Here is a 13,642-nt window from a genome sequence, read left to right on the forward strand (position 1 = left end):
AAACCATTAAGTTCTATTTATGTTATATTTTAACAAAAATTAATCTATTTGATTATTTTATAATTATTATAAAGCCATTTTATAAAGCCGAGCTCAGGTATGTTATTTCTTTAATGTTCTAATCAGCCAGTATTTATCAGCATTCTATGAATTAACTAGATTAGTTAACCTTGAAACTTTCTTAAAGAAAAGTTTATAGATTAATGTAAAATATAGTTTTTATGCTTCTGCAAGGCGAGGTACTTAGAGTAGTTATTCCTAATAAAACCATTAAAATCAGTGAAGCCCTGAAAATTATGTATAATCATCGTGCCTTCAAAAACCCAGATTGATTTCATACAATCAGCCATTAAAGTACCATTATTTAAACGCTCTATGCTTTCAGGAGGTAAAATCACTAATTATCGCAATAACAGCTTGGAGGCTGAAAACAGCTTTTACCATGCTAGAACCTATTTTTGCGCTCTTGATAATTTTTTGCAATCAAGCCTTTTTATAATAATTATTTGCAATGCATACACAAATAGTTAAGGGTATTATTGGAAATAAATTAGGGACGGGAGGTGCCTATACCGCAGAAGAATTAATAAAAAATAAAAAAATGGCTTTTGATGATATAACCGATTTAATTACCTTACTTATCCCTAAACAAGCGATTTAAGATTTTCACTTATGTTAAATAGCAATCCATTCAAAACATTCCATCACTTTTTTGAAGAAAAAGTTCATGCCTATCCCCATCATTTAGCTGTTGTTGATGCTGATGGCACTCTCATTAGCTACCATGATCTTAATATTAAAATTAATCAGCTAGCCCAGTATCTTTTGAAAAAAAAATTACCTAAAGAAGCAAGAATAGGGGTCTTTCTAAATAATTCTATTGATTTTATTGTCAGTATTTTAGCTATTTTGAAATCAGGTCTGGCTTATGTGCCGTTAGATCCTAACTTGCCACTCCAAAGACTAAACTATTTTATAGAAAACAGCCAAACACAGCACATCATCACAAACTATCAATTACACCATCAACTTGCTGATCAAGGCCATATTGATGTAATTAATTTAGACAAAATAAGGGAGGGGTTATATTCGCTTGCTGCAGAAAATTTAAATTTACCTATTGATCGCAACCAATTAGCCTACATCATTTACACATCTGGCTCTACAGGTCTACCTAAAGGTGTCGCAATTGAGCACAAAGGATTGCCTTATTGTATGCTAGCAGCACATAAATTCTTAGAAGTGACTACCCAAGATAGAATAGCTCTTTATGCACCAATTAGTTTTGATGCAAATCTTTGGCAAATTATGCTGGCTTTGGGACGCGGTGCCACATTATACGTAATACCCCACGAAATACGCCTAAACCCTCAGGCATTAGGTCATTATTATAATATCAATAGCTTATCTATAGCGGTATTTACGCCATCATTACTCAATAAATTAGATCCAGCATGCTTTTACTCTTTGCGAGTAATCTTAACGACAGGCGAGCATGTTTCTAAGCATATTTTAAACAAATGGCATCAGCCTACTAAATTAATTATTAATGGATATGGGCCTACAGAAGTCACGATAGCCACGTCCCTAGGAATCTATGATCCGAAATCAGTCGTTCATGTGGGAAAAGCGCATGAAGGCTTGGAGGCATTTATTTTAGATACTTGTTTAAACCCAGTGGAGATAGGTTGTATAGGTGAATTATACTTAGCAGGAGAAGGCTTAGCTCGTGGATATTGGGGTTTAGAACTAGAATCTTTAAATAATGAGAAATTTTTAACCATAAAACATCCCGATCATGATAATAATACCGTTAGGGTATTTAGAACACATGATTTAGCAAAATTTTTGCCCAATAAAAATATAGTAATTAAAGGAAGAGTAGATCGGCAAGTAAAGGTTCACGGCCAATTAGTTAGCCCTGAAGAAATAGAAAAAATAGTACACGATTTTTCTGAAGAAATAACAGAAGTGTATGTCGATATTGTTTTTGCAGCTAATCAGTTAACACGAATAAATGCCTATCTTTGTGTCACAAACTTTTCTTTATCGTTAATTGCACTAGATCATTACTTAAAGAAAAAACTCCCCCACTACATGATTCCAAGTGGTTTTGGTTTACTGGCATCATTTCCTATAACGCATCATGGTAAAATTGATTTTACAACCTTACGAGCTACAGTACTGAAACGAATCCACAGAGAAGACATTATTACGCCAAGAAATGAGGCAGAAAAGTTTTTATTTTCCATTTGGCAGCAGGTTTTAAACACTAACGACTTCGGTATTAATACCCATTTTGATAACTTAGGTGGAACCTCTCTAGCGTTTCTTACTTTATTGACGCAAGTCGCAAAGAAATATTCAGACAAGCTAAGCGCTATGTCATTTTCTGAGTTTCAACTAAAGCCTACAATTGCTGCATTAGCTAGAAAAATAAACAGGTTATCTGATGATAATAATCCTTTAGTAGAAATACAGCCTGGTAAAAAAACCAAACAAGCTATTTTTTTCATTCACGATGTCACAGGAAATATTCAAGTAAATGACTTAAAATTTCATTTAGGTCCTAATTTTCCTATTTATGGTCTCAAAGCACGTGGCTTAAAAAATTTGCTGGATATGGACGAGACCATAGAGGAAATGGCATTAGATTATATGAAATTAATTAGAGAAAAGCAGGATGAGGGACCTTATTTCATTGCGGGTTGGTCAGCTGGAGGCATTATTGCCTATGAAATAACAAATAGGTTTTTGTTGCAAGGTGAACAAGTAACACTTTGCATGATAGACTCCATTGCCCCCCATTATTTACAAAACCTGCCGCCTGAATTGTATACGCAAGAAACGAAAGCCTTGATACAAGCTTTAACAAAAATTTTGGGCCTCGCAACAGAAAGTCATTTTCTTGAAAAGCTCTCTACCTTATACAAAGAAGAGCAAATTGATTATGCGTTTAATGAAATACTAGAATTAGTTAACATCCAAGAGAAGCAATTAAATGTTCCAGCGCATGATGCAAGAACTTGGTTATCAATTGCCCAAAAAATTTATTTGGCTATTAATAGGTATGCAAGCCAGCTTATTTTAAATAATAACATCACCCTTCTTGTTGCGTCGCAAACCGCGAAACGTATTGGCCATCCTTCTTTAGGATGGGCATTTGAATCTAAAAATATTTATACGCTAGATACAGATCATTTCGGCATCATAAGACATAAAACCATGGCACAGTATTTAAGCAGCCTTTATAAGCTCTAGTAGGAGTTCCTCCAGCTGTCTGGGCTACACAAAGACTTTTAGGGCCCTACTAATGAAAGGCCATCATCAATTTCAGTACTGATTTTATTAAAAGACACGTTATGCAGCAACAAGATTATAATAATTTAATTTTAGGTTAATATATTTCTCTTTATAAAAAAAGTAGGCTAATAATGAAAGCTAAAGAAGATTCTCAATTTACGGATTTACATACCAATGACTCATTAATGCACTTTAATAAGTGGATGTATAGTTGGGTTAATAATTTAGAGCGCTCAGCTTTTGAAGGTATAATTAAAAAAGCATTAAAGCAGTATGAACCTTGCACATGGAATTTATTCAGTAAAAGAGGCCGCAGTAAAGAAATAAATCAGATTCTAAAAGATAGAAACAGTTCCAACGCAGATTGCCTTGCTAATATCTTTGCTCGCGGTGGAATGGAGAGGAACTCCTTTAATGGTATTTTATTTAATTTATTGTTGGAAACAATACAAGTAACTCTCTCGTTTAGTGGGAGGCTTAACACAGACGCTCAATTAATTATGCAAATTGTTAGAGATGAGGCGCATATAAAAGGTTATTTACAGTCATTTGCAGATTATGTAAAAGTTATGGCTAAAATTTTTTACGATAAGGTTACGGATTTTCATAACAAGCAACTAGCCAGACTTATCCAAACGCCAGAAACGAGCCCACTTTATCGTTTTTTTAATTATACCAATGAAAATCGAGAGCGAGCCTTAGGTCACCTTCCTTTAGAAATAGTTCTACATATCAATGAACAGCTAGGTCCTAATAACCCTTATTATCAAAAAGCAAAAGCTTTAATCGCGCTCGAAGCTTGGCCCAAAAACGAAAACGAATTCAAAGCCCATGAGCTGCGTGTCGTAGAGATAGTTAATGATTGTATTAATAAGGCCTTTGAATTAACAACTAAAGCCCAAATAGATGAGACACAGAAAGATACCAGCACTTGTAGAACTGCCTCTTACGGGTCTTAACTTGGTCGCAAAGCGGTATAAAAACCGCTAAAAATTCAAAAAATATTTCGAAGTTAAATTGTAAACTCCACTTTGTCTAAACAAGAAAGAATAATACTACATAGAGGTTTAACTGGATGATTACTATTAATAATTTAGTATCTTTCTAAACTAATTAGGCCATTCTTATTAATCAATATTAATACTAATTGTTCAAAATTTTAGTAAATGCTATAATGCTATTGGAAAAATTAAGCAGGACTATGTAATGAATTTTCAAAATATCTATAATGCCGCTATAAAAAAAGACGATTCAGTTTTACGAGGAATGATGGAGTTAGTACCCATTAATGATCATAAAAAAGATGGTCCTTATTGTTGGACAGCCATTTCGCAATTAGCTTTTGAAGGCAAGTTCGAAGAAGCAGAATTTTTATTAAATTATGGCGCAGATATCAATTTATTAATTTATGGTGCCGCCTTGGGTAAGCATATAGATTATGTACAGAATTTGCTACTAAACGTAAGGGAAGGCGTTAATATAAATTTTGCAATCCGGGGAGCAGCTCAAGCTGGATCACCTGAAGCTATGAACTTTGTTGAAACATTATTGACCCAAGGCGGCGATGTTGATGTTAAAGAGGCTATCAAATTTGCAGCAATGAGCGGTAATAAAGAGAATGTTGCTACATTAACTCTCATGTTTGCTTCAAATGACATTACAGAATTCTCTGAAGAAACTATTATAGGTGCCGCTGCAGGTGGACATAAACAATATGTAGAAGAGTTGTTAGAAATAACACCTTGGCTTCGTTCTATTGCTGTTTATGGAGCTGCCTTAGGTGGTCATAAAAGTTATGTAGAAGAATTATTAGAAGATAGTAAAGAAGAAACTGACCTCTCCTTAATGATGGCAGTCACGGGAGCCGCTGAAAGAAATGATACGGATTATGTAGAGAACCTGTTAGGCCGAGGCGCTGATCCTTCTGCAGCGGTAATTGGGGCAAAAAATGGTAAATACATCTCGAGTGATCCTAAGCAGCAACTGATTTGGCTATCCTCATTTTCTGAAAAATACATTATGATTTTTATCGAGCAACTTAAATTAGCCAAGCCTTCAATTCATGTTGATGAGGATTGCGTAAACAAAGCAATAGCAATATCCCAGCTACGTCGAGGTAGCGATAATAACAACTCTAGGCTTGAAACTATTACGGCAAACAACACAAATAGTGATCGCCGTGAAAATTTTGAGAGCCAGGAAGGTGAAACAACTGATGTAGCTAAAGAAGATGAGCCAATTGCTAAAGTTAGCAAAGATAATAAAATAGACAAAGAAGAAGTAGCAAGTGTAACTAATAGCAGTATGTTTTGGAAAGATTCGAAAAGAAAGGGGCAAGAAGAACACGAAGAGGAAGAGCAAAGGGATAACAAATATAGTAAAAAAACAAATTAAGATACAGTGCCGATATTTCTATCAATGATTTTGCTTACCGTTAATAGTTAACCCGCTAATTAGCTTAATAAAATATTTCTGCTAAAGAAATCGCGCCATAGCCTTTCTATCAGCCTTGGCGCAACATTAAGTGATTAAGCAAATTGCCAAGTCAGGCGTGCGGCCACCCCATTATCAGTGACCTGATTGCTATATTGGCCAATATAAGAGACCGATAAATGCAGGTTATTGCTGAGCCTTGCCACATTGAGGCCTGCATCAATTAAAAGCGCATTTTGCGCGATAGGTACGCCACCAATGAAGAATGGCACGCTGCCTGCGGCAAAATTAAAGGTGGCCTTAGGCGTTAAGTTATCATAGGCATGGCGCCAACCTAAGAATACATGGTGATTAAGCGCATACATGTCAGTCTGATAAAGTAACCCTTTCTCTTGTACACCCAGGGTTGAGAGCAATACGCTTTGACTGGCTTTGTGCGCACGTAAGCGGGCATCGCCGCCTTGCTCTGTTAAGTTGTCGGCCTTCACATCCACATAAGCCACATTGACAAGTGGCTTCATGTCTAAGTAATTAACGGCTAATTCATAGCCTAATTCACCAACTACTTGTGCGGTGTGTGCGTCACCGGTGCTGTTTAACAGGTTGGTAAAACCTGGGAAGGCAATCGTGCGATGCGTGCTTAACGTATGCCAGCTGTAAGCCGCGCCCGCACTGGCCACCAGGTGATTAAACGCCAAGCGGCCATAAGCTCCCAAATGTGCGTTATCACTTTCACTATAAGAATGACGGCTATCGACATCAAAAGTCGACTGACTGTACCCACCTACTACGCCAAAGCGACCCGTCCCGCCAAATGCTTGGTCAGCGCCAATAAAAAAGCCTTGGGTTGAGCGGTCAAGTTTGGCGGCATTGCCATTGCCCTCTAATTGTCCTGCGGCCCCAAAACCGTGCGCCCAGAAAGCAAGGCCGCTGGGTGTTTTGGCTTCGGCTAATGTGTCATTGCTGTCTAGACGCGAACGCATGGCATCACGAACATAGCGGCTTTCTTCCATTAAAGCACTTAAGGTGGACGCATAGATTTCACCGCTTAAATCGTTTAAAGCCGTTTGAATGGTTTGTGGGTTATCTAAATTAACAAACGCATCGTATAACCGATTGCCGCCACCTAAACTTTCAACGCCCATGGCGGTTTCCGCTTGATTGGGTGTGACTGCAAACGAATTAAACGGCCGGTCATTGCGCGCGATGTCTAAATAAACATGGTTCGTATCATAATTTAACAGCAACTCGAGAAACGGTAAGTTTTGCGACAGGTTGCTGTAGGTGCCAACGACACCATTTTCGGCAGCCAAAATCGTGTAACGGGTGCCTGGCGTATACAGTCCTGCTGTTTTTAGCACCGATACCCCAGCGCCTGGCTGTAACGTGGCACGCCCACTGATATTGATTAAATCCGACGCCCCAGCAGGATTAATCTCAACGTCATAAACAGAGCCTGCGGTTTGTACGTAATTACCTGCAACGGTTAAGGTGCCAATCGAATTACCTGGCGCAATCGTACCTGCGACTGTCGTGTTACCGACGGTGCCAGAACCACTTAACCGACCTGCAGCACTGACCCTTAAATCACCCCCTAATAAGCCATTGACCCTAAGCTCACCTGAATTAACCCGCGTGGTGCCCGTATAATTGGCTGACTGGCCCGTGAGAATGAGTCTACCCTGCCCTTGTTTGGTAACATTACCTTGGCCTACTAATTCACCCGCAAAGGTTGTATTACTTCGTTGATTGACAGTTAAGGCGGCTGTGCCAAGAGCTACCTCACCACCCGTGCCAGACAGTAAGGACATGGTTAAGTCAAAGCCATTTAAGTCAAGCGTACCTCCATTAACCTGATAAGCGGTATTCACAGCGAACGCTGTGGCACTGCCTGCGCGAAGGATACCGGCTGTCACCGTAGTCCCCCCTTTATAACGGTTTAGGCCATCCAAAATGACAAGCCCAGCACCTGTTTTATTTAGGCCACCACTGCCGGTCAAATTACCTCTTAGTGTAAATTGGTCATCTGCTGATAAGGCGGCTAAGGCAACTTTACCGGCTAAGGTAATATCATTAGCCGCACTTAAACGTAAGACTGAGGTAATACCACCCACAGGCTCGCCTCGGTCAGTGCTATTGCCACCGCGAATGAGGCTGCCCTCTTGTAAGACAATGCTGCCTTCCGTACTTATGGCATTGTCGCCACTAGCAACTAAGGTAGCACCTGTGCCTAAAGTAAAACTTGACTCACTCCCTAAAAGGCTAATACGACCTGCAGTGACTAAGGCAGACGGATCAATCGCATTACCATTAGCAACCTCGCCGTCTGCGTATAAATACAACTGCCCTTCGTTCACAGTGAAATTTGTACTTCCCGTATTATCAGCAGAAGTAAAGGTATTTGCGCCGCCTAGACGCCAGGTCCCTTGACCAGTTTGGCTAATAGCAATCTCACCTGCATTATCCGTACTGTCCATTGGGTCACGCATGTCGAGCACGCCACCTGCTTCAATGAATATATCAAGGGAGCTGAGAATGCCATCACCTACAGTAAAATTAATAGATGAAGCTCGCTCATTAACAATGTTTCCAGTAAATAAAGCGTTATTATTTGCTGTTACTAATAATGATATTGCAGCACTATCATTAAAAATTGCCCCGCCCCTCTCATTGGCTATATTACCAGCAAATGTCGAATTAGTGAGGCTAAGTGTGCTCCCGAAACCGTTGTAAATTGCACCACCAGCGCCATTAGTTATATTATTGTTTAAGGTTGAATTAATGAGATTTAATTCACCCCCATCATTAAAAATTGCTCCGCCTCTCTCATTGGCTATATTATTGCTTAGGGTTGAATTATTAAGGTTAAGTACGCCAAACAAATTATAAATTGCTCCGCCGGTATTAGCTGTATTATTAGCAAAGGTGGAATTATTAACAGTAGTTGTGTTATTTGCGCTGTAAAGTACTCCGCCTTCACTGGCTGTATTATTACTAAAAGTGGAATTAAAAAGGCCAAGCGCACTGTCCCCGCTAAAAATCACTCCGCCATTGAATTCAGCTGTATTATTAGCAAAGGTGGAATCATTAATGCTAATTGTGCTATTTGCGCTAAAAAGTGCTCCACCTGCAGCAGCTGCATTATTAATAAAAATAGAACTATTAAGGATAAGGGTACTGTTATTACTATAAATCGCTCCGCCACTAAATTCAGCCGTATTATTCACAAAGGTTGTATTACTAAGGCTAAGTGTGCTGTTATCGCTATAAATTACGCCGCCTTCACCCCCTGTATTATTAGTAAATATAACTTGTGCACCTGTTTCTGCATTAATATCAAGTATTGCTCCACTACTTAGCAAAATAGCGCTGCCACTATTCCCAACATGATTTAAAATTGTCAAGCTTGTGTTGTCACCAGTGGCATGAATGAAGGCAGCCTGATCATTAAGAGTAAAAGAATTAGCGCTGCTGTTATTACCATTAATGGTGTCTTGATTACCACCACTCACGGTCAAGGTGGCAGTGGGATTATCCGTGCGCGCAGCAACAATGGCCTGGTTATAAGTGGCTTGCGCTTGTGCTAACGCTTGCGCATTAGCAGGTGTAGGATCTGCAATATAAGTTGTCATTGCAGTGTTTAGGTTAGCCGCAGCAGTAGCTAACGGAGAGGGCGTAGCAATAGGTACAGGCCAATTTACTTCTGCTGCAAAACTCATTGTCATAGACCACGTCATACTAATTGTAATAGAGGTAATGAGCCAAACCGGTTGAACGAGTCGCATACGTTATCCTTAACTTACTGACTAAGTATTGATTTACAATGAATGACATATTCACCCATTGTTTCAGCCAACAAAGATTATTATCCTCTAATGTCATTAATAAGCGCATTATAGTCACTAGGCGTACCTACAAGAACCTGAGTTTTATCAGCATTATCTTTATAAACTATGGTTGGCACACCAATAATGCCGGTATAACGCAAATAAAATTGTTCATTTATATTAAGGGCTTGTACAGCGGATGGTGAAGGATTAGTAATTGCAGGTATGCCGCCACCGCCAATATTTTCGGGCGCATTTACGTTAAAATTATCTTCATTATACATCCAGGCGCCAAGTGCAGTAGGTGGATAACCAGAACCAACTGGGACACGGCCATCTAAAATTGCCCATGCCTTGCCTTGTGAACTATCGCTTATAAAATGAGTCAAAATCCAGTAGATAGTAATTTGGTTACTATCTATATATGGTTTTATATTTTGGTAAAATTCGTGACAAATAGGGCAGTTAGGTTCAACAAAAACATAAGCTGTTTTGGTTGCGGTCCCTTGTACGAATGAGCCTAGCGACCCTAAGAGGTCATAAGAAAAGTTCGCAGGAAATTGACCAAGGCTACCATAACTAGTGCTGGGCAAATTCATGCTATAAACACTAAAAGTACTTTGAAAATCGGGTATTAAAGCAATAGTTTGTCCACCTACAACTGCATAGCGAAGGTTTTTATCAATAAAGATAATTTGATGATTGGCTGTTTGGTACGCTAACAAGTTAGCAATATCGTTTGAAACAGATGAATCAGTTGAGCTAAATGGAATTCTAATTGAATTACTAAGAAGTCTGTTAATTTTATTGACATCCGTTACAACTGTGCCGCCAAGAATTATAAAATCACCTCTATCGCTAACTAAACCTGTTTGTAGTGGAAGCGTCGAATTTAAGGGGAAAGTTGCTGCATATCGTTGTAAATTAAACAGATAAGGCTTGATATTTACTTGTGGTAAAGTATGAAAAATACCACCAAAATACAAAAAAACCCCAGACGCTGCCGCATTTAAGGGCGTTATGTGAAGTAGATTTTTATTAAGTGGCCGCGAGCAGAGAAAAGGGTCAGGCGCATTATTACCCGCACCAGCCGTTTTACAAATAACAGGACCACCATGGATACCGCTCGGACGTAAATTACTGCCATTAATCTGTAGGGATAAAGTGCATGATTGTCCTGCAGCAAGTGTAAAAGGCTTAGAACAATTTCCTGCTTCTACGTTTTGTTTTACGCCCTCAATAGGCACCATAGTTAGCGTTCGAGTTATTTTGGTATTATTAGTTACTTGATAATTAACTCTGAATGTAAAATCTAATGGTGCTTGCAAAGTTGTAGGGGTACTAGGAGTTATCCTAAAAGTTGGTTTAGAGCCAGCGTGCAAAAATATACTATGCATAGCTAGGGGTAACGCTGCGATTAAGATAATAAACTTCTGAATAAAATTCTTCATGAATCCTGTCCTTAGGCAATATAACTTAATGAAAATTGTAATTGATGAATATAGATATTATTAACTTGTAAGCCTGTTCCAACTGTTTGCTCTAAAGTAGGGCTTAATTTACCTCTTCCCCAATCGGCAAACTCATAACCAAGGCCAACTCGCCAATTAGTATCAATAACCTTTTGCACGCCTGTGCCTAACGTATAAGCAAAAGAAGGTTCACGATGAGAGTTAAACCCAGGTGGAGTAAGTTGAGTACTAATTTTAGGAGTTAAAGAAAAACTTCTTGCATGATTATAACTAATACCAATGCTACCGCTTAGATAAGGCTGAAAAAATGAGATATCTGTTAATAACAACTTTGTTTTTACGGCAGCACGAGTATTATATATACTATATTTGTACTTAAAGTTGTTAAACTCTGGATCGGCATCATCCCATACATCACCCTTTAATCTAACATCAGAGCTTGCAGAAAATGCAATACCCAGCTGCCCATCAAATCTAAAATTTAAAGCACGTTGTACGCCTATAAAAAATTCACCATTACCTAATGTTGAAGTCTTTTTACGACCAACATAGGCTTTTACTAAATCAGGCTCCAAATTAATAATTTGAGTATGTCTATTATTAGACCAAGCAGGTCCTCCACTGAGGGTTACCACGTAATGATTAGATTCCTTGCTTTGTAGGCTATCTAAAGGCAAATGACCAATGGATGAAAATGCTGGTGATGCCGCGCTAATTATAATGCTTAACACAAATCCTTTGCTAATATAATTCATGAGTAGTTCCTTTACATGAAACACGCTTAAGCAATAATTGCCTAACTAATTTTGTTTCGTTTAACTGGCTAGCAACTAATCATTATTAGCTAAAATAAATATTGAAGCAATTTAAATTTGCTGTTGATTTTAATATAGAAATTATTAGCCCTATGGCATAGGTCTATCATCACAATAGCGATTAATTGAACAGATGGCGATTAACTAAAAATAACGCGAGTATATAGCTAAGTAAGTACCATCATTTTCCATAGCTTGTAATGCATCGTTAATTTGAGAAATGAGCACTTCTTCATTAAGATTAGCCATAATTCCATAACCTAGACCAAATGCAATAGCATTACCAACAAATTTAAACTTACCTTGACTATTGTTCACCCAATACGATGCTCCAATAAAATCAAACATAATCAAATCAAGTTTATGATCAACTAAATCCTGTAACATATCTTGTTGGTTAGCATATTCAATGATAGATATATTATCATACATACTCATTAAAATAGACTTAAATACTGTACCCGCTTCTATACCAATTTTCTTACCTGTATTTATATTTGTATTATTAATATTCGAATCAGTCGCTGTAAATAACTGGGCTTGAGTTTGTAAATAAGGTAAGCTAAATAAATAAGAATTTAATCTTTCTTTTGTAATAAAAAAACCATCTATACCTAAATTAATTTTTCCTAATAAAACAGCATCCATTATTTCTTTAAATGTCATGCCCTTATAAATACAATTGGCTTTAATTCGACGGCAAACTTCATTAAGAAGATCAATTTCAAATCCTGTAAATACACCATCTTTTGTTGCTTGGGCTTCCATAGGGGGGTTAAAATAAGAAGCACCAATGATGAGATTTTGAGCATATAAGTTTAAAGATAATAAATTAACAAAAAGTAAGCGTAAGAATATAGTTATCACTTTAACTCCTTTTATTATACACAGCCTATTTTTAAGCATGGCGACTATTACTCTAACTTGTAAAAGTTGGTCGTCCTAGTTAGCTTGCGCATAAATCAGTAATCTTAGTACTTTTAGAGCAAATCTCTGCTCCTACCCTACAATAGACCAACTCATTAATTAATACTTCTACCGCCGTCAACATTTAATATTTGTCCGGTAATAAACGGATTATCTGCTAAAGCAATGACCGCTTGAGCGATATAGCTTGGATCGCCATGGCGTTTTAATAAGGTGTTGGCAACAATGTCTTCTCGTACTTTAAGATTTAAGGTATTTTCTTTTTCTGGCCAAATGATAGCGCCTGGTGCTATTGCATTAACCCGTACTGTAGGGGCAAATTCTTTGGCTAGCGATTTAGTTTGCATCACTAAAGCAGCCTTTGTTTGGCAGTACACAGAGTAACCCCGTAGCGGTTTATCCGCATGGATATCGGTAATATTTATAATGCTACCTTGCTGTAGTGTTAAATGCGGGTAGGCAGCAAGGCTTAATAAAAATGGCGCTTGTACATTAACAGCAAATAGTGCTTGCCAATCATCCAAATCAGTAGCATTCATAGAGGTGCGCTTAAATATTGACGCATTATTAATTAATAAGTCTAATTTTCCGCTCCATTGTATAACGTGTTTAATTAAATCCTGATATTCATTTGGCTGGCTTAAATCCGCTTGTAAAATACAAGCACTGTCTGACCTAATATCATTTAAGAATTTGACTAAAAGTTGTGCTTCTATGATAGAATGATGACAATGAATAGCTACCTTAAAGCCAATTTGATGCAGTTGCTGAACAATGGCAGCCCCAATCCGCCTAGCTGCACCTGTTACTAAAGCAACCCGATTATTGGCTTGTTTGTTATCATGAATCAAGGTATGTTTCCTCG

9 protein-coding genes are annotated in these 13,642 nt (G+C 37.9%); 4 read left to right on the plus strand and 5 right to left on the minus strand.

Annotated elements, in window-relative coordinates:
* Positions 1-511 precede the first annotated feature (511 nt).
* The 4 genes from DYE47_RS16080 to DYE47_RS13705 all read left to right on the plus strand — a co-directional run bounded on the left by DYE47_RS16080 (position 512) and on the right by DYE47_RS13705 (position 5,697).
* A complete protein-coding gene (locus DYE47_RS16080) occupies positions 512-661 on the plus strand; it encodes a hypothetical protein (RefSeq protein ID WP_160149905.1) in 150 nt (49 codons plus the stop codon).
* Between the two features lie 11 nt (positions 662-672).
* On the plus strand, positions 673-3,261 hold the full coding sequence (locus DYE47_RS13695; protein WP_115303900.1) for a non-ribosomal peptide synthetase family protein: 2,589 nt from the start codon (positions 673-675) through the stop codon (positions 3,259-3,261).
* Positions 3,262-3,434: 173 nt separating this feature from the next.
* On the plus strand, positions 3,435-4,262 hold the full coding sequence (locus tag DYE47_RS13700; protein ID WP_115303901.1) for a hypothetical protein: 828 nt from the start codon (positions 3,435-3,437) through the stop codon (positions 4,260-4,262).
* Positions 4,263-4,509: 247 nt separating this feature from the next.
* The gene (locus DYE47_RS13705; protein ID WP_115303902.1) at positions 4,510-5,697 is read left to right on the plus strand and encodes an ankyrin repeat domain-containing protein; all 1,188 of its coding nucleotides are present in this window, start codon (positions 4,510-4,512) and stop codon (positions 5,695-5,697) included.
* 134 nt (positions 5,698-5,831) lie between these two features.
* Here DYE47_RS13705 and DYE47_RS13710 read toward each other — a convergent pair whose 3' ends face one another.
* From DYE47_RS13710 to DYE47_RS13730, 5 genes are all read right to left on the minus strand, one after another.
* Positions 5,832-9,521: an autotransporter domain-containing protein gene (locus DYE47_RS13710; protein ID WP_115303903.1), complete on the minus strand. Its 3,690-nt coding sequence runs from the start codon at positions 9,519-9,521 to the stop codon at positions 5,832-5,834.
* An 80-nt stretch (positions 9,522-9,601) separates the two neighbouring features.
* Positions 9,602-11,014: a thioredoxin fold domain-containing protein gene (locus tag DYE47_RS13715; RefSeq protein ID WP_115303904.1), complete on the minus strand. Its 1,413-nt coding sequence runs from the start codon at positions 11,012-11,014 to the stop codon at positions 9,602-9,604.
* An 11-nt stretch (positions 11,015-11,025) separates the two neighbouring features.
* Positions 11,026-11,790, minus strand: a complete 765-nt coding sequence (locus DYE47_RS13720; RefSeq protein ID WP_115303905.1) for an outer membrane protein — start codon at positions 11,788-11,790, stop codon at positions 11,026-11,028.
* A 204-nt stretch (positions 11,791-11,994) separates the two neighbouring features.
* The gene (locus DYE47_RS13725) at positions 11,995-12,717 is read right to left on the minus strand and encodes a transporter substrate-binding domain-containing protein (protein WP_242604207.1); all 723 of its coding nucleotides are present in this window, start codon (positions 12,715-12,717) and stop codon (positions 11,995-11,997) included.
* Positions 12,718-12,872: 155 nt separating this feature from the next.
* Positions 12,873-13,625 carry a pteridine reductase gene (locus DYE47_RS13730; RefSeq protein WP_242604213.1) on the minus strand — a complete coding sequence of 251 codons (753 nt, stop codon included), beginning with the start codon at positions 13,623-13,625 and terminating at the stop codon, positions 12,873-12,875.
* Between the last annotated feature and the right edge of the window lie 17 nt (positions 13,626-13,642).

Origin of the sequence: Legionella beliardensis (assembly GCF_900452395.1) — a bacterium.
Lineage (GTDB): Bacteria > Pseudomonadota > Gammaproteobacteria > Legionellales > Legionellaceae > Legionella_C > Legionella_C beliardensis.